This is a genomic window from Bartonella sp. TT110JLCBS (assembly GCF_042193405.1).
Taxonomy (GTDB): domain Bacteria; phylum Pseudomonadota; class Alphaproteobacteria; order Rhizobiales; family Rhizobiaceae; genus Bartonella.
This window is the reverse complement of the sequence record NZ_JBHILT010000022.1, coordinates 1-19,230: the sequence shown is the minus strand read 5'-3', so window position 1 is coordinate 19,230 and position 19,230 is coordinate 1. Positions and strand designations below refer to the sequence as shown.

Annotated in this window: 11 protein-coding genes and 4 pseudogenes; 8 read left to right on the top strand and 7 right to left on the bottom strand. The window is 38.6% G+C overall.

Translation table 11 applies throughout. The features are described 5' to 3' along the window. From ACFILW_RS08090 to ACFILW_RS08075, 4 genes and pseudogenes are all read left to right on the top strand, one after another. Positions 1 to 1,542 (top strand): annotated as a pseudogene (locus ACFILW_RS08090) (filamentous hemagglutinin); the annotation flags it as partial. Next, entirely contained in the window at positions 1,543 to 4,110 is a 2,568-nt protein-coding gene (locus ACFILW_RS08085) for a DUF6990 domain-containing protein (RefSeq protein ID WP_375685503.1), read from the top strand. Between the two features lie 87 nt (positions 4,111 to 4,197). After that, positions 4,198 to 4,560, top strand: coding sequence for an HNH/ENDO VII family nuclease (locus ACFILW_RS08080; protein ID WP_375630439.1), 363 nt, complete (start codon positions 4,198 to 4,200; stop codon positions 4,558 to 4,560). A 251-nt stretch (positions 4,561 to 4,811) separates the two neighbouring features. Beyond that, complete coding sequence (locus ACFILW_RS08075; RefSeq protein WP_375630440.1) at positions 4,812 to 5,282, top strand: SMI1/KNR4 family protein; 471 nt, start codon at positions 4,812 to 4,814, stop codon at positions 5,280 to 5,282. A gap of 1,091 nt (positions 5,283 to 6,373) precedes the next feature. Here ACFILW_RS08075 and ACFILW_RS08070 read toward each other — a convergent pair. The 7 genes and pseudogenes from ACFILW_RS08070 to ACFILW_RS08040 all read right to left on the bottom strand — a co-directional run bounded on the left by ACFILW_RS08070 (position 6,374) and on the right by ACFILW_RS08040 (position 16,071). Continuing rightward, positions 6,374 to 11,332: a DEAD/DEAH box helicase gene (locus ACFILW_RS08070; protein ID WP_375685502.1), complete on the bottom strand. Its 4,959-nt coding sequence runs from the start codon at positions 11,330 to 11,332 to the stop codon at positions 6,374 to 6,376. Positions 11,333 to 11,885: 553 nt separating this feature from the next. Next, a pseudogene (locus ACFILW_RS08065) lies at positions 11,886 to 12,866 on the bottom strand (DUF3987 domain-containing protein); the annotation flags it as partial. 157 nt (positions 12,867 to 13,023) lie between these two features. After that, entirely contained in the window at positions 13,024 to 13,296 is a 273-nt protein-coding gene (locus ACFILW_RS08060) for a type II toxin-antitoxin system RelE/ParE family toxin (RefSeq protein ID WP_375610964.1), read from the bottom strand. Continuing rightward, complete coding sequence (locus tag ACFILW_RS08055) at positions 13,293 to 13,583, bottom strand: CopG family ribbon-helix-helix protein (protein ID WP_375610963.1); 291 nt, start codon at positions 13,581 to 13,583, stop codon at positions 13,293 to 13,295. The genes ACFILW_RS08060 and ACFILW_RS08055 overlap by 4 nt, the downstream gene beginning before the upstream one ends. 111 nt (positions 13,584 to 13,694) lie before the next feature. After that, a pseudogene (locus ACFILW_RS08050) lies at positions 13,695 to 14,396 on the bottom strand (virulence-associated protein E); the annotation flags it as partial. A 99-nt stretch (positions 14,397 to 14,495) separates the two neighbouring features. After that, positions 14,496 to 14,696 (bottom strand): AlpA family transcriptional regulator, encoded by a 201-nt coding sequence (locus ACFILW_RS08045; RefSeq protein ID WP_007347209.1) that lies wholly within the window; start codon positions 14,694 to 14,696, stop codon positions 14,496 to 14,498. Positions 14,697 to 14,904: 208 nt separating this feature from the next. After that, positions 14,905 to 16,071, bottom strand: coding sequence for a tyrosine-type recombinase/integrase (locus tag ACFILW_RS08040; protein ID WP_375685501.1), 1,167 nt, complete (start codon positions 16,069 to 16,071; stop codon positions 14,905 to 14,907). A gap of 177 nt (positions 16,072 to 16,248) precedes the next feature. On the opposite strand from ACFILW_RS08040, the pseudogene ACFILW_RS08035 reads away from it, so the two are divergent. The 4 genes and pseudogenes from ACFILW_RS08035 to ACFILW_RS08020 form a co-directional block, all read left to right on the top strand. Then, positions 16,249 to 16,446: pseudogene (locus ACFILW_RS08035) on the top strand (phage tail protein); the annotation flags it as partial. 9 nt (positions 16,447 to 16,455) lie between these two features. Next, positions 16,456 to 16,677, top strand: a complete 222-nt coding sequence (locus ACFILW_RS08030) for a hypothetical protein (RefSeq protein ID WP_375685500.1) — start codon at positions 16,456 to 16,458, stop codon at positions 16,675 to 16,677. Between the two features lie 22 nt (positions 16,678 to 16,699). Continuing rightward, complete coding sequence (locus ACFILW_RS08025; protein WP_375685499.1) at positions 16,700 to 18,955, top strand: hypothetical protein; 2,256 nt, start codon at positions 16,700 to 16,702, stop codon at positions 18,953 to 18,955. Positions 18,956 to 19,023: 68 nt separating this feature from the next. Further along, a partial coding sequence (locus tag ACFILW_RS08020) for a lysozyme (RefSeq protein WP_375685498.1) occupies positions 19,024 to 19,230 on the top strand: 207 nt, incomplete at its 3' end.

Here is a 19,230-nt window from a genome sequence, read left to right as displayed (position 1 = left end):
TTTTTTAACAATCTGCGCATCGCCCTGTCTGATACGGTTGGCAAATCGTTGGCGGAAGAAATCGGTACCGCCAAGGCTGAAGGCAAAATAGACACGGTCACACAGATCGTTGCCCACGCCGGTCTTGGCTGCTTAAAAGGCGCTGTTGCGAGCGGTGCTTGCACAGCCGGTGCTGTGGGGGGTGCTGTGGGTGAAGCAACTGCTATGCTCCAGTTTCAATTATGGGTGCAAGGCATTGTGAAAGAGGAAATGGGGGACCTAAACGGTCGCACCCCAACTCCGGAAGAGGAAGCGCGTATAAACGCAAAGATTGATGCGCAGTTTGCTGACTTTAGAGACCACACCATTGATGTTGCACGAGCTGCTGGGGGCGTTGCTGCTGCCCTTGCCGGTGGCAATGTTGATGCCGGCGCTGATGCCGCTGGTAATGCCGCTGCAAATAACTACCTCAGCAGTGCGCAACAAGCTCAGATGGAGAAAGAATTAAAGGAGTGCCCTGACTTTTTATGTGCAGCAGAAGTGTCTGCGAAGTGGACTGCGATTAGTACAGGGCAAGATATAAGCTTTGCGGCAGGTATGGTAGCTGGTGTCCCGGCTGAAATATACGATACGGTTGATGGTTTTTGGCAACTAGCCAAACATCCCAAAGAGACTTTGAAAGCGCTCAAAGATTTTTTCAGCAGTGGTGAGATTTTGGCGACAATTGGTCGGACCCTTGGACAGTCCTATGTAGATCGCATTAATAAAATGGAGGAGGAATATGAGCGAGCTGGTGCTGGTGGTTCCTTTAATGCTGGACTTGAATTTGGAAAATTATTGACTGAAACAGCATCCCTAATGACAGGAGTTGCTGGAGCAGCCAAGGGAGGCATAAAGCTTGGCGCAAAGGCTCTGGCTAAATTCGCTGCTAAGACTGAAGCAGCAGCTGCAAAAGCAGAAAAGGAAGTTGTTCAATCAGTTGGAAAAATTGGCTCTGAAGACAGTGCCAAAGGCGAAAAGATCAAAGATCCGCAGACAGGAAATAAAAACAGAGAACATCATGACAAAAAACGTGATAAGGACAAGCAAGAATTAGAAAACAAGGAAGAATGTACGGTATGCCAAAAAGAACCCTCGTTTAAGGCTGAGGTGAAGGGAGCTGAGTTTGAGAGTGATATGTTTGGAAGAAAACCACTTGAAAAAAGATCTCGTCCTGATCTTCTTTATATAGAAAATGGTGAATTAAAAATTAGAGAAACAAAAACAGGTGATTCCAAGCTTACAGAAAATCAAAAAATTTTGAAAGAAGCCTATAAAACAGGAGATGCAAAACCCACGGGAGATGTTATTAGAGAGTTTCTTGAGGAACACAAAGAAAAGCTAAATAAATATCAGGAAGAACTCAAAGAATTTATAGACGAAAAGAAACCAACTCAGAAACAACTGGATGATTTTAAGAAAGATTGGGCTAAAAACCAATTAGGTAGGGAGTGGGGAAGACCTATCGAATATGAAATTAGCCGTCATACAGGTCGTTTAGAAGAACTTGTACAGGGACAATAAATGAAGATACAAACCAAAGACGTAACAGAAATTTTAAAAATACTGGGCTGGGAACCCTATCGCGATGAAGTGGGAGACACTTTCGCGCATTATCATCTTCCTGACCGCATTGTGGGCATAGGCTATGATATAAAAAATTATGGAGAGAGCGGCAAAGAGTTCCGGTTATCGGCTAAACTCACTACTGCTTCCTATTGCCTTGCTCGGGAATATTCTAGAGGTGAAAAATCACAGCGTAAATATGAAGATGTGCTGTTTTACGCGAAGGAGGATTTTAATGTTAAACCTTCAGATCTTTCCGAAAGCCATATTAAGGACGCTCTAAATAGAGTGATTGCATGGGCGCAAGCACAGGATATTGAAAAAAAGTTGTGCGAGGAAGCTACTAATCATTCTGCCGTTGCACAAGCATTACTTGGTGATATGGAGGCTTTAAGGAGTGATAGATCTACCCCAAAACTATCTGTGCCAGAATTTGCTGATTATAAAACAATGACATCGGATGATCGCCTGCTTTTTTTTGCACAGGCCTATAAAAATGGGGAATTAGACGATATTCTAACGCGCAAGAAGCCAAAACAGCGCTCGATAAGTCTCACAGCAGCAATGCGCGTTCTTAAAACACAAGGGTGGTTTTCAACGGAACCTGGAAAAATGTGGTTGATTTTGCCCGACCGCTTTATTCAATTTGATTTTGGTTTTATACGTCTTCATGATAATTACAATGTCCGTATTGAAGCTGAAATATCTAATGAAATTATTTCTGTAGCTTGTAAATATATTCACTATAGTGGGGAGTATCGGTGCATATCACCTACAAATACTTATAATTCTTTTAACACGATTGGGGGGGGGATTTTTAGTGGTTTTGATAAAGGCATTGATATTTGTGTAGAGACATTAGATGAGAAAGAGCTTATCAAAATCTCTGAGCGAATAATACAATGGGCACGTGCCCAAGATTTACAAGCATCAATAGAAAGCAAAACACGTGTTCAAAAGTATAGCTACAATATACGTATAGTCTGGCATTTAGCTTGTTTAGCATTGACAGGTCAAATTGATATCCTGAAATCTTATCAAAATTTTTTAGAAGCCGGTACGATTTCTGGACATTTAGAAGACCGTGAAGTGGAGAAGTATGTTAATCACGCAGTTCAATTTGCTGAAGAGCATCTGAAAATCTTTAATGAGCGAAAAGCCATAGATGATCGTCTTAGTTTGCAAGATTTGTCTTTTCTTAATACAGTTTCTGAAGACTTAAAAAGGATGGGGTGGACAGTTTATCGCGATAAGAACTATGATCGCAATGCTTATTTTGTAAGTAAAGACCGTATCATCAATATAATGTACAGTCTTCAAAGTGATGAAGAAGAGCCGATTGTTGTATTTAAGGCTTCGCTTTCAACACTTGGCTTTTCTACTGCTCATAGAGAGATGTTTCCTAGATTGCCCCAATATATAGCTCTCAAAGAGGCAGAAGAATTTTATACAGTTTCTAGTACTGAATTGGATGAAGGCAAGCTAAAGGAGATTTGTACAGATATACTTGAGTGGGCTGATCGGCAAAATGTCAATCAAATCATCTATGATTATGCCGCTTTGCCAACAAACAGTGAAGCTCACCTTGTGGCACGTCACTTTATAGCACTCATTCTGATTGGTGATATTGAAAAGCTCAAATTTTATAAGGAAAGTTTCAGGGCAAAGAACCATCTAGGCTTTGTGGAAGGTATCACGAAATATACGATTGACAACTCTCTTACTCTTGCACGGGGTTATCGAGCAGGTTTTCCGAAAAATGCACCGATTTTAAGCTTGGATGCGCAAACAGCATCTGTTGCTTCTAAAACAACTTCTGTTGAAGTGGCAGAAGAAGTAAATGAAGCGGATGATACTGATGATCGTCTCACCATGGAAAGTGCTCATGCACTTTTAAAAATCCTAGGCTGGTCAACCGAGAAAATCAATGAGAATGATTATATGGCAAGCTATCAATTGGCTGATCGTGAAGTAGATATTCTTTATAACGACGAAATTGCCAAAGACTACCCGCAATTTGATAGCGCCTTTATGATTAGCACGGGCATTCTTTCCACCGCTTGTAAATTCATTGATCCTACCCACACGGAAGATATTCCAGATATACAGCTTAATTTTGAAGCCAAGGGATTAGAAATCTTTGAACCAGAAGTTACTGCGGATCGCTTAAAGCAAGCACTTGATGATGCGCTAGAATGGTCAGTCAAAGACATTGACCTTTCTAAAAGACTTCGCTCTGATTATGGTATAGCTCCTTGGGAAAAAGGCGCCACGTCTACGGATTATGCTTTACTTCATCTTGGCGCTCTTGCTTTATTGGGTGATGTTGAAGCCTTGCAATCTTATCAGAAAAGCTTTACGGCAGGTGATCACCTAGGCTTTGACGAGAGCATCAACAAAACCCACCTTGAACGTGCATTAGCTTTAGCCAAAGAAGTAGCAAAGGTGAAGCAAGTGAGCTACGCTTTGATTGAATGGGTAGCAAAAGATTTTGATAGTCACTTAGAGCTTTCTAGCGAGGAATAACCTCCTTCTTGGAAGGAGAGTTTGTTAAGTCTATTTAGAACAAAGAATACATTGATTATTTTGAAAAAATCGAGGGGCTTATGAATCATGAAATGGATAAAGAAAAAAATTATGGGAGCAGCTGAACCTGTGGAATTTAAAGGTAAAAAAGTTTATCAGGGAGATGAGCTGTTTGAGCCTGAAACAGTTTCTTCTTGGAAAGAAAAAGGACAGATAGTAACAGGTACAAATGTGGAAAGAATGGTATCAGGAAGAGCTCCTATTGGAGTCGATTGTAGGCCTATTATGTTATATCCTATGACACAAGAAGGTCCTATGGCTGAGGTTCTCTACTCATTTTATCAAGACAAGAGTTTTGTTGCGCCTATGAAGCCAAAGGAAAATTTTATCAGAAAAGTTATTTGTTGGATTTCAAAAAAAGACTCCTCAGCAAGAAAAAAGAAAAAGTAATTATTGCAAATATTGGAGTAATGACACTAAAAGGCGCTCTCTAAGCTTTAATGATCATCCCCTTTAATTATATCATATATTGTAAATGCGAGATGATTGCACAGAGACAAATGAGAAAAGAGCTCCTTCAAGAAAACATCCTTTATATTCTATCAATGTAATCCAAATTCCATTGGCTATAGTAGAGAATATTGATCAGTAGAAACACTCATTATGAGTAAAAACACACTGTGACTTATGGAGAAAAATTTATGAAAAGTTATACTTTATCGGATGTTGCACAATATATTGATATGCATAGTCATGCTATTAATTTTGGTACTAAAGATAATGCCCCTGATGATGTACGGATTAAAACAGCTGAGAACACTCTCGATTTACAATTTACCTCTTCCTATAAGGGTTTTTTAAAAAATTATGGAGGCGGAGAAGTTGGAGGTGAAGAAATATTCAGTATTTATGAAATCTGTGCAGGTATTCCTGCTGGTGATATTGTTTACCGAAATTTGCTTGATAGAAGAGATGGCTTTACGGACCCCAAACAACTTGTTATCTGCACAACTGATTTTGGTGAAACCTTTTATTTTGATTATACGCAGTTTCGGGATGGTGAATGCCCACTCTATCTCAAGTATACATCTGAAGATTCCGAATATTACGCAAGTAATTTTTATGAATTTCTCTGTAAAAGAATTAAAGAGTATGCAGGGGAAAATTCATGAAAACCTATACCTTAGATGATGTTATACAACTAGTTGATAATAGGATAATTGCGATTTATTGCCTGTTATGAAAACATCTCAATAGAAACTGACAATTATAGAGATGAGAAAAATACCTTTTAATAGACCTATGTCAGTGTTGTCAGTTCTTTTTAGCCCCTATGGCATTTTTTTAAATGAGAAAAAATTAAAAACATTATATTTCAATATGTTATTATTTTAATAACACAACTCATATCAATAGTACAATCTTTAAAGATAACCAATGATGTGAGTTGATTAAAACTTGTCAGTTTGTGTCAGTAAATTGAACTGATAACTAGATTATTTTAGTGAGTAATTAGTGCGTGTCTTATGAAAAGCGTATGAAAGTAAAAACTGATTACGTTATCAAAATCCCTTTTATGAATTTTTATAAGTTCATTTGAATAGATAAACTTATGATTTTAGAGAATGATTACAACGTGCTTTATGAAAAGCATATGATCCTTTAAGCCTTTCAAAAGATAGCTTGTAACTCATAAGAAATGCTATCAAGACCATTATGGTTATGAGTTTTGGAGGTTTAGGGGTTTTTGGGGGTTTTGGAGGTGCTTTTTACGCCCCCCCTTTACATATTTTTCAATAAAAAATAAAAGTCATTATATTTCAATATATTAGCATTTTAGAGATACAATCTATATTAAAACACAACCTATAAATACAACCAACGGTATATTTTTGAAGGTATTTTGAGGGTGTGAGAAACCTTCAAAACCTATAAGTAATATAAGAAAATGAATATATATAACTCTCTTTAAATAAAGCTTTTGAAAACAATAAAGCACTCATTTTAGATTACGGTATAATCTTTTAAAGGCAATGTAAAAAATCTAATTCACTTTAAGATGGGATTTCTTATAAGCCTTAAAGCAATCCAAAGTACAGTGTTAAAAAGTGCAAATGCTCTTTTTTAGAATAACGCATATAAACACTCCTTTTAGAGATTGTATGTAAGCAATGTATAAAGGGGGTATAGGAACCTATAGCTATAAGACCTTATACCCCTTGTAAGGTTATCACACTCATTATGTGAGCATGCTTTAATAAGCTTATTCAGTTTCTCTTATTTCTAATTTTGGTAAGTTCTTAACAATCTTCATTGTTTCTAAACTTACGGTAATAACCCTTTGAAATAACTCTAGAGGGTAGGCAGGGTTGCCAACGGTTTCAACAGCATAGCGATTGGCATCATTCACAATACCACTCTTTTTATCAGTCTTAACGCATTGACGCCCCATAACCCATTCAAGAGCAGGCTTGCCATTGACAATATACTCATAAGCTTCAAGAGGGATATCTGTTATTGTGATATTGTTATTATAAATAACAGTTGATTTATCTTTCTCTTTACCTGCTTTTGCGAATTTCATTTCAGTTACATAATAAAACTTTTCGGGATTAGAGATCTCTGTCTGTTTTGGATTACCCTTTTTAAAGGTTACTGGATAAGGTTTTACATCTTCATAATTCACATGCAAATGACCCAGTTCACGTCCTGCTGTCACAAACTTCCAAAAATCATCAGCATTTTTTACACACGGGATACGAGGCAATTCTTTAGAGAGGTTATCAGCATAACGAGAGCGGTAATCTTCCGAATGCAAAATTCCATAAACGTAATAGAATAAATCATCTTTCGTGATAGTTTCATTAGGATAAGCGGCTTTAAAATGTTCTAACCCTTCATTCGTAATGGCATCACGCTTTTGTAAACTAGCTGTTTTACTTTCTTCTGTAAATAAATAGGATTGTTTCTTGTTTTTATCTTTTGAGATTGTGCTATCTTTGTAAATATAGCGCGGAAAGCATTGACTAGTATCCATCGCATGAAAATCAGGCACATTTTTAGTCATAAATACAGAAAAACCACACCTTGCTCCTATGCCTGTAATTTGAATTACTTTATTTTCAACCGTTTTCCCCATCGGAAATATACAAGGAATTTTAGCAACCATTTCATTAAAGGCACGATTGTAATAAAGCCATTGCTGTATAAAAGGACGATAAAGGCTTTGAATAAGGCATATATCTTCAAATTCAAAAATCTTTCCTTTAGTTAAATGTTTTTTAAGATTAATACTCCAACTAATTTTGCGTTCATCCGTATTGACGAAATCGTCTACGACATTAGCACGTGTTTTTCGGTCAGTATGTACATAAGTATCATTAAAATGTTCCACTTCGCTATTATAGGAAGCAATCATATTATTCATGTTTTTCTTTAAAACTTCACGGCTGGAGTTATATGCCCAAGCATCACGATTAGTTTTTAGACCACAAGAATAAATCTCAAACAGTTTTTTATCATAAGGTTTCTTATCACCTAGAGCTAAGAATGTTTCAAAACTGTCATCACGTTGATTTATCCAATCACCATGTTTATCTGGTGTAATCATTTGCCAGCTTTGTTTACGTGTAATACCACCAACACTACCAAAGTATTCAAGAGCTGTAAGTTTTTCTTTTATCGTACGATTATTACCAATATCATGATAGTAAATTTTACATTCTTCAGAAACATTGGGATTTTTGATAAATAAGGTTACGGCAATACCAGTCATACTACCACTACCAAAAACATTTTCTCCTTCTTGAGCTTTTCCATCGCTTAACATATTTTTACGGATATCCCCCCGTAAATTAAGTACATAAATGCTCGTAAATTCGTTGGCTAAAGATTTTCGTAAACCATCCATTGTCGACTTTTCTATATAACCAGATCCAGAAACAAAGCCGATTACCCCAGCATTATCAATACGATCACTAGCCCAGCGTATAGCACGAATATAACTATCGTAAAGTGCTTGCATATTGATTGATTCAGATTGAGCAGCATAGGTTTCACGAATACGGTCATTTAATATGGGATAAGGGGTATTCTTTGCATTGTCATTAGCACTTTTTTGACCTGTTGAATAGGGAGGATTGCCAAAGATAACTTCGATATTTAGATTTTTCTGGTGTTCTAAATATTCACTGTTTTCTTTGAATAATTTTTGCAGAAGGTTCTTTTCTTCAAGCATCTGAAACGTATCAGTCAAACCAATATGCTTGAAAGGGATATACTCACCTTTCATCAAACTATGATAAGTCGATTCAATGTTAATCGCTGCTATGTAATAGGCAAGCAAAACAATCTCATTGGCGTGGATATCATGACGGAACTTATATTCCATATCCTCTGGTTTGATGAGATTGGATTGTAAAAGCCGTGTAATAAAGGTTCCCGTTCCAGTGAAAGGGTCAAGAATAGAAACACCCCGTGACCCCAAGCTTTTTCCAAACTCATTACGCAACACATCATCAACAGAATGAATGATAAAATCAACAACCTCAACGGGTGTATAAACAATCCCAAGCTTATCCGTGGTTTTCTTAAATGCCTTGGCAAAAAAACTTTCATAAAGTTTGATAATAAGATTCTGTTTTGCATGCGTTTCGGTGATACCTGCTGTACAGAATGTGACACTTTTGTAAAATTTATCAAGATCTTTCGTTTTCTCTTCGATATTGGTTTTATCCAGTTCCGTTAAGATCTTATCCATTGCTTGCGAAATGGCATTGTTCTGTACAAATTCATTGCCTTCAAACAAGGCTTCAAACACGGGACGCGTGACAAGATGTTGTGCAAGCATCTCAATGGCTTCCTCTTGTTTGATTTCACTGTTGACGTTGTTCTTTAATTCCTTATGGAATGCATCAAAGGCGTGAAAGGCTTCACTCTTTTCATCGGAAATCATATCTTTAAGATGATTGATATGGTTTTGAGCAATCTCAGCAACATTGTTCGCCCATATGCCCCAATAATCCGTGATTTTAAAACTATCCAGAAAAATGGCTTTGACAAAATCAAAAAATTCAGAACGGGGGAATAAGTCTTCTTGTCCTCCAGATACCGATTGAGATTTGCTTTCTGCTGTTCCAATGACACGTCCAGAACTTTCTGCTTTTGATGGTATCGAGATCTCATCAACCGTTGTGGTGAGTTCTTGTAATTCATTGGCACGCTTAATCTCTATAATCTCAATCGTATGGCTGCTATCTTGTCCTAAAGACATTTGATTAATCGTCCGAGCAAGCCTTTCATCATGAGAATGTAAAGCATGCAAAACTTGCCAAACAACACGGTATCTCTTATTGTTTTTTAAAGCCTTTTTGGCTTCTAAGTGTGAAGGAATGATAATGGGTAAAATGATATAGCCCGTTTTTTTATTTGGAGCACGGCGCATCACACGCCCTACCGCCTGTATCACATCCACTTGGCTATTGCGCGGGTGTAAGAACATGATCGCATCAAGAGCAGGGACGTCAATTCCTTCAGACAGACACCGAACATTGCTTAAAATCCGACAAACATTTTGACCCGCATCTTCTTTAAGCCAATCCAGTTCCTCATTGCGTTTTTTGACACTTTGCGTTCCGTCAATATGTCTTACTTCACAGTTTAGAAAGGGAACGGTTTGAAGGAAATCATCAATATGAGATTTGATAATTTTATTAAAGAGCTTTGTTATATATTGAGAGGTGTTAATGTCTTTGCAAAAAGCTAAAGCACATTGCATGGGCTCTGTATCATCATCATCAACAGCCGCTTGCTTATCTATTTTGGTAAGTGCTCTATAACAGCCAATAATTTTTGCCGCATCATCTAAATCAATTTCACGGTTTTCATTGGCAATAATCTCCTGTATGGCTGGTGTGATATAGGTTTCATTAATGCCTAAGACCACAATTTTGTAAGGGGTTAACAGTTCATTATCAACAGCTTCTGCGAAGGTATAATGATGGAGTTGTTTTCCAAAAAGTGCTTCATCATCCATAGAGGCGAGAACGGCATTGATCTCATCAGCGTGCCTTTTAGCAGTGTCACTAAAGATACGAGGCGTTGCTGTCATATACAGACGTTTTTTACCTCGAATAATGCTGTTATCATGAACCTTGATAAATTCAGATTCATTGTCTTCACTTCCCAATGAAGCCCCAGTTGTTCTATGAGCTTCATCACAAATGATCAAATCAAATTCGGGTAAACCATGCTCTTTTTGTGCATCCGAAATCACTTGGATAGAATGATAGGTTGAAAAGATAACCGTCATTGCATTTGCTAGGTTTTCACGAGCTTCTTTGGCAAGGGCTTTTGCATCTGTTGTAGCAGGGAGAACAAGATCTGAGGTTTCCATGCCAACAATATCATCTTGGTTTTTACGACGCTTGCCTACTTTTGTATCTGAACACACCGCAAAGGAACGCAAGGGCACTTGTGCATCGGCTGTCCATTCACGGATCGTTTGCGAGACTAAAGCAAGAGAAGGCACCAGAAACAACACACGCTTGCCTGTTCCTGCTATGGTTTCTGCTATCTTAAGGCTAGTGAAAGTCTTCCCCGTTCCACATGCCATAATTAGCTTGCCACGATCTGCTTCTTTTAAACCTTCACAGACTTTCTTGATGGCTTCTTCTTGATGGGGACGAGGCTCTTTTGTTGATTTCAGAACAATTTCTTTTTTAGTTGCAAATATTTGCCAGTCTATACGACTGTTTTCCATATGACGAAGGTCAATGCGATAAACGGGTATCGCTTGTCCTTTAATCATGGCATTCACATTGTCACTTAATTCCACTTCCGTGCTATCAACAAGAAGACGATATTTAAAGATGTCTTTCCCAGAGGCTGCGATAAAGCTATCAATATCCTTTTTACTAATCTGATGATCTGCTTTATAAAACTTACACTGAATAGCCACATAGCCTTCTTGATGACGAAGCTTAGCAACCAGATCAATGCCGATATCATTTTTATTCCAACCTTCACGCTCTTCAGCCCATTCATAATAGGTTTCTACCTTTTCATATCGTCCATAATGGAGAGGGTCATGCATAAGATATTTTGTCACAAAATCTTCAAACACTTTCCCCCGTAGAGCATTTGATGTTGCCTGTTCACGATAGGATTGTAAAAGGGAGCGTAAAGTGAATTGTTCATTATCATACTTAATAGATTGAAGCATATTGTAATAAAAATCCCTTACCTTATGAGATGATTAATATTTATCAAAAGAATCAAAACGAATTCAATTAAATGCACTTAAAGCAAATAACGATAAAAAAGGGAAAAAAACTGCTAAAAAAGCCGATATTTTTTTCAAAAGGGGTCTTTAAGGCTGCTTATCAACAGCCCATGACATGGAATAAGATCAGCAAAGTAGTGAAATTTGCTATTCATTTCACGTATTCATCAAGATAAATGTACTACGTTCTTTAAAATATCAGAATGAGTATTTTGATAGGTTTTGTCTGTTTTTAAAACCCCCAAAACACCTACAAAACCCTCTTAGATATATATTAAAAATTGTATTTATGTGTTATGTTTAATATAGGTTGTTTATTTGAAAGATTAACTTATTGAAATATAATAACTTTTATTTTGTATTAAAAAATATATATAAAGGGGGGGTAAAAAGACCCCCCAAAACCCCCATACCCCCCCAAAACTAATGATGGGAAGTGCTTTAAAGGTTCACTGTTATATTGTTTAATGTTTTATAAGATTTCCAAATTGCCTCAGTGTGATGTCTTATGACTTTTCACTAAGGGGTGCCATTCATAACGTATGGTAGGTCGACCGCCTTGGGAGTTATTCTCTCCAGAGATTTCACGAATATAGTTACAACGACATAAAAGCTCTAAAGCTTGCTTAACGGTTTGATTGTCTGTTAAATATTTCCAATCACGTTTATAAACATCCCTTGCTGTAAAAACATCGGGTAAACAATCACAGCGTTCAACAATTAATTTTGCACGCTCTGCTGTTAATGTATCCCCCGCCGCATAAAATCTTTTGACATGACTTAACAGATATTTTTCCCAACGCAAGGCTGTTGTAATGGCATAGAGACCAATTTCTAAACCACCACTATCAAGAAGTTCAAAAATCAACGCAAGGCTTGCTATGGTCTTTGGCATTTTTTAAAGATGCGATTGTAAGCTTTCTGAGTGAGTACCTCCTTTTGCCTCTTTATGAAGATGCTCGAACCATTCATAAAACTTCACTTGTGCTTTAGGAGAAAAACGCATAATCAGTGGTTGTTCGGGAGAACCTAAGCGTTTATCACGAAAAGAGCGAAATACCCCTTCATACTTTTGCCAGACCTCTTGATTGGGCGGTTTATCAACCAATTGCCACTCTTTATTGTCATCGGGCCAGACAATCATTTGAAAGCGTTGCAATAAACCGTCATCGTTTATTCCACGGTGTATGGCTTGAATGAGCGGAATAATGCGTGAAGGTTGAATGCCTCCAATCATGGATAAAGTGACATAAGGGATAAAAATGGTTCCACGCTCTATACGGTCATAAGTAAATTGATCATCGCCATTAAAAGCTGTTAAATAAAAGGCGCGGTCTGATTGATATTCCTTTCTTTCTAGATTGGCTAAAAAGCCAGCCAATTCATCACGCACCATTAAGAGACCACGGGGGTTTTCTTTTAAGAGTTCCCCAAGCTTTTCAACAGACACATCATTGACAATAGTGTCATCTTCATTTTTACGAGTAGAAACTAAGCGGTGTGCAAAGTGCATTATGCAATCATATTCGCAATATTAGAAAAATAATAATTTATCATTATTTACTGATACGGAGCGCAGTATTGTAGAAAATAATTTTCTTCAATTACAAAATAAATAAAAATACAGTTGATTAAGGAAATTTTTTCTTTGTATGGAGCACACGTAAAATACGCACAACGCCATTTGAAATATCATAAATCATGATATAATTTGGATGTACAATAAGTTCACGTGTATTTACAATTCGTCCTAAACGACCAAGGGTAGGAAATTTAACAAGTTTTTCTACTTTTTCAGATAAAAGTTGATCAAACTTTAAGGCAGCGGAAGGATTATCTTGTGATATGTATTCACGTATCTTTTTGCGGTCAACGTGTGCTACTTGTGTCCAAATTAGCTTCATAAAGTTGATCTATCTAGTTTACTTTGTGTCTTTAAGCGCCATTCTTTTGCTTCTGCTTCGATTTCTTCAGAAGACATTATATCACTTGCATTAGCAGAATTTATCCCTAATTGAACTTGTTCCCGAAACCATAAATCGTATGCACTTTTTTCTTTTTGTTCTTTTACGATATCGCGCATATAATCGCGCAATAATTGTGCACCAGATCTATCACACGCCTTTGCTGCTTTGGAAAATTCATTTTTTAATACATCATCGACGCGAAAGGTAAATGTTGTCTCAGCCATTTTACGACCACTTAATGTGTTACAAAGTAGTTCTAATGTAATGTATTTTTACTGTTTCTTCAATAGGTACTATTAGAATAGATATTTTATATCTATTTTGCATTTTCATAGGGTTGAAAGGGACGCCCATAAATCAACGGGCTCTGATAACAACCCAGACAAAAGAGCCAGACCGGTTTCAATGCCTTCACAAATGACCAGATGTTTTGGATTGGCTTGACTTAAATACACAGCACCTCCAGTGACAGAACCCAACATGGCTTTGGCTGGTTTTTGATCTGTTTTACAGCCATTGTCTTTTAAAAAGGTTCTATGAATAGCAAAGGAACCAGCGCCCTTAACAAGAGCCACCAACGCGGGCAGTGTACCCCCAGAGGGGTGTGGACATTTGTCGTAAAAGCGTAAATCAGGAGGCAAATCACATGTAATACCCCGCATACGTAAATAGGTTTCTGCTAAAGTGTTTTTAATTGGTTGGCTTTGTTGCCAAATTGCTTTTGCTCTCTCTGCTTTCCTTTTTGCTTGTTTGAGATCAGCACAAAACTGTTTGGAGAAAGAGAGCGTCTGATCATAAGCTTTATCAAAAAAGGCTTGTTTTCCAAGCAAGCCAATTCTAATAAGCGCTTGTATGATCTCTCTAAAAGAGCAGCCAGCATAACAAGTGAGTAAAAGACGCCCATCATGTCCATTGGCAAGGGATAAACTAGGCAGCCTATCATCATGAGCAGGGCAACGGGCTGTTCCATAACGCCCATGCCAAACCCCGCGCAAGGCACGAGTAATACCCCGCGCATTCTTAAAAGAACACATCATTTTAAATCCTATAACATTGCGTCATAGGACGGATTATGCTATCTCTAGATTGATGAGTTTGAGAAAGCCTTGTCCGTCCTTATGTGACAAGGTTTTTTTTTATGCCGCGTCACTTTGACGTTGCTGTTTCGCTTGTTCGATGACATTCAAAAGATCCGATTGTAACCAACGGGATAAAAAACCAAATTTTAAAGGTTTTGGGAGAGAGCCATTAGTAACATGACGGCGGAATGTTGAAACACTCATATGAAGCAATTTTGCACTTTCACGGTCTGTTAAAAGAATATCATTTTCTGTCATTCTAAAATCCTTTCATAATAAAAAATAGAAACAAATCATGCCTATTTATTAAGCACATTTTGGTTCATTTTTGAAGGTATTTTATTTATAGAAAACAATATATTATCATATAAATTCTAATGTGATAATTTATGAGTTTTATTGAGAAAGAATGAGTGAGAAGAGAGAGAAAGTTATCCACAGATCATGGGGTTATGCACCCCATATCTTAAGATTGACCAGTGACATAAGCCGCCCATTTATCCATATAAACACGGCGCTGTTCTAGATAGTCAGTACGACGATAGGCACGCTCTACTTTGCCGCCAACTGTATGACTTAGAATAGTTTCAGCGACCTCATAGGGAGCATCGGTTGTTTCAGCAAGCCAATTGCGTAAACTAGAACGAAAACCATGCGGGCAGGCTTCAAGTTTATTGTCTCTCATATATTTTGCCATACAATTCTCAGCAAGGGGAGCACGACCGGAAAAAGACAGAATGAAATTACTTTTGGAAATACAACGGGCTTGTTTAATCACTTTTAGCGCTTCAGATGATAGAGGTACGCGAAATTCTGTTGTAGCGTCACGCAAACCTTTCATATTCTCAGCAGGAATAGTCCATACATCATCTTCAATCTGATCTTCACGAATATGACGCAAAGGGTTGGTACGAACGCCTGTCAGGATAAGCAAGCGCAAAGCCAGTTGTGTTATGTTTTGTGTTTTACAGAGTAACTGATAAAAGGCGGGAACATCTTTCCAATCCATTGCAGGTCTATTAGTGGTTTTATGACGTTGTTTACCTAAGAGCGCGCGTGCTTTTTCTGTTGCTTGTAAATCAACATCTAACCCTAATGCAGCCGCATGTTTAAGACAAAGATTAAGACGATTTAGTGCTTTCTCTGCTGTTGCAGCTTTTGAATGCCAAATAGGGGCAAGAACATTGCGTATCTCTGTTTGTGTAATCTCAGAAACAGGCAGACAGCCTAATTTAGGGAGAATATGTAGGCGTAAAGGTGCAAACCAATTCCCATCTTTACCATCCCCTTTTAACTCAGATTTCCGACTTTCAAAAGTATCTAAAGCAATATCTTTTAAATAATGAAGATTACGCATTGCCTCACGCTTTTGTTTATCGCGTTCTTTAATGGGGTCACGACCCTCATGTAAAACAGCACGCCATTGGTTTGCCAATTCACGGGCTTTTTTTAAAGAGACATGTCTTAAGGCGCCCAAGCCCATTTCACGGCGCCGACCGTGAATGGTATAACGATAAAGCCATTGAGCACCACCATCTTTACGCTTATGGAGGATCAAGCCGGCACCATCATTATATTTGCCAGCTCCCAATGTTGCGACAGCCCTTGCGTTAAGACGATTCATAAGAACCATTTTCATTCCTTTCTTATACAGTTTTACCCACACGCCAGCCCCGCTTATGCCGTGCAAGCAAATGGGTTTGTTTGATTCAATATAAACAGACTTGAAATGAGAGAATCTTACGTTATTCGAGACTCTCATTCAACATACAAAACAGTGAATTATCATTATAAATCAGTGTGTTGTAGGTTTACAGAAAAAGATAAGCCTCCGCGTTTACCTTGGTTTATCAGGAGCCCCTTTGCTAATTTTTTATATTATTCAACGCCTATAACAGAAGGTCTGAATGACAGAGAGCATCATGAACATCACCTCATGGCAGAGAGGGTTGGTGGTGTTGAAACGCGCCCCGTTAATGTGAGTGTAATTTATGGGATCAAGACATGAGGAGTTGAAATGTCATTAAAACCGTTTGCGATATCAGAGATTAGCGACCCGTCTCAAGTACGGGTCGTTTTGTATTCGGGGGAAGGTTTTGTGCATGCGCCGCTTAATGGCGTTTTTGATTTACTGAAAGCCGCTTTGAAAACGGAGCTTGATGGTTCACTGAAAGATTTAGAGAAGCGCTTAGAGACCTTAAGAGAAGAGTTTGAAGATTTGAAAGAGTGTTCATTTTAGGTTTAATGAAGGAATAAAGCATATGAAAATACCCGATCATAGTCATGAGTATTTGATACCAATAGCAACGAAAGAGGAAATCAGAGAAGGAAGTTCGCAAGATAGTGTTGTTGTTCCTAAGATTTTAGGGACGGCGTCTTTGTATTCGTATGAAACTTTTGCACCATTAGAACAGGTTGTTAATGCAAGGCAAGAGTCTGAAAAAGCCATGGCGCGTGCAAATAGTGCGCAACAGGTTGCAGAGGAATCGAAAAGGGTTTCTGATCAAGCGCTTACAGAGGTGACAAAAACGGGTGAAGCGGTTACAGCAGCTACGACAACCGCTAATCTTGCAAAAGATACAGCGGATACAGCCAAGGGCTTAGCAGAAGAATCCAAGAGTGCATCAGATGCCGCGAAGCAAATGGCAGAAGAGGCGAAGGCAGGAGTCGATAGAGCTACAGGGGAAATAAGTGGTACGAAAGGTTCATTGGCTACGGCATTGCAAAGTTTTTCAGAGGTCAAGCAGGCAAGTGAGAATGCCGTCCATGTCTCGACAGAAGCAAAGAGATTAGCCGATGAATCGAAGTCCATTGCTGAACGTGCAGAACAAACAGCGAGAGATGCTTCCCAAACAGCAACAGAGACAACCCAAGTAGCAGCGACCGCGGTAGCGACGAGTCATGAAGTTAAGACGATAGCAACACAAGCAAGTCTTAAGGCGGATGGAGCCAAACAGACAGCTGATGATGCTAAGGATATTGCAGAAGCGGCAAAAGCTCTTTCAGAACAATCCAAGAATGCTTGTGATGAAGTCAAGGAATCTGTTGCAACTGTTAAGATAGTTGCCGAATCGGCGCAAACAGGAGTGGAACAAGCCTCGCAAACAGCTTCAGAAGCGAAGGGTTTAGCGGAAGCGGCGAAAAGTGCAGCAGAGAGTGTAACAGAGAAAGTAGATCAAGCACTAAGAGAGGCTAGCGATGCAAAATCTAAAACAGAAGGCTTAGAAACAATAGCCAATGAAGCAAAATCCACGAGTGATCATGCAAGCCAAACCGCTTTGAGTGCAAAAAGTTTATCAGAAGAAGCGAAGAGTGTTGCGGAGCAAGCAAAAGAAGAAGCTGATACGACGAAGCAAGGGCTTGGAGAGGTCAAGAGTTCATTAGACACGGTGACCGCAACGACAAATTCTGCGAATACAGCCGCCTCTGAAGCAAAAGTGTTAGCGGAAGAAGCGAAGAGTGCATTGACAGAAATTCAAGAGAAGGCACAGAGGAACAGTGACAGTCTTTCTGAACTTCAAAGTAAGGTAGGTTCTCTTTCCACTAATTTGTTAGAGAATGTGCGTTTTCATCAACCTAGCAGAATTCTGGAAGCGGATTCACACAATAGAAAAGGTCTTGTGATCAATGAAGGGGCGTGTTTTCGCTTTTATCATGGTGGTGAGAATGGGGGTAGGTACCTCTTTTACCGCACTCCAGGGCGTGGAAGGATGACTTTTGACGAAGATCTTGAAGCAGGAAAGGATTATTATATATATCTCATCTTAAAAGATCAGACGAATGAGCTATCCTTTGAAATTTCGCAAAATCCGACAGCTCCTAATGGCTATACAGAGGATAATTCTCAAAAGATTGGTGGATTTCATACGCTTTGTGCAGATGTTGGTGAGATTGAAGATCATCCGTTATCGGGTTATCAAGCGGGGGATATTCTCCCTGATTCTGTTTGGGGTCTCAATCACCGTCCACGTAGTGACCCAGAGGGAATGGTTTACGATCCGTGGAAGAATATTTGGGTTGATGTTTATCTTCAATCAGGGACAGATGAAAATACGAAGTCTGCCTATGGTGTTCCGATTACAACCAATCGTAGCTATTCTGACCATCACGTGGATTTGTCGTCTGTTAATAAGAGATTTTTGACGAGTGATGAGTTCGCGTCTTGCATGTATGGAAGTAATCAAGCAACCAGTATTGTCAACAATCAAGCGCCTTCTTCTAAGACGTCTGGAGGACACGTTGATACAAACAATAGACGGATGATTTCGCATATCGGTTGTGAGGATGGTTGCGGTTATGTTTGGCAATATTTGTCTGGTTGTTATCCAGTGACGAAATGGCATACAGGGGAGCAAGGAAGCAGTTTACGTGTAGACATAAATGTTATGTTGGGAGGAGGCGATTGGTCCGGTGATGCTAGTAATGGTGAATTTGCGCGGAATTTTGCGCATTCTCGTTATGTGGAAGATGAAAAAATAGGTGCCCGTGGATGTAGCGAGCCACTTTATTATAATTAGCGCGAGATTGATTAGAACATCATTTTATCCAGCCCCACTTTTGTGGGGCTTTTTTTATGGAGCGTCAGATGAGAAAGATATCGAAAGAAGGATTAGAGCTTATCAAACAATGGGAAGGTTTACGTTTAGAGGCATATCGAGATACGGCATGTGTCTGGACGATTGGTTATGGTCACACCAGCAATGCGGGTCACCCCCTTGTCAAAAAAGGCATGTGTATTAGCCAAGAGCAAGCAGAAGAAATCCTTTGTGAAGACTTAAAGCAATTTGAGAAG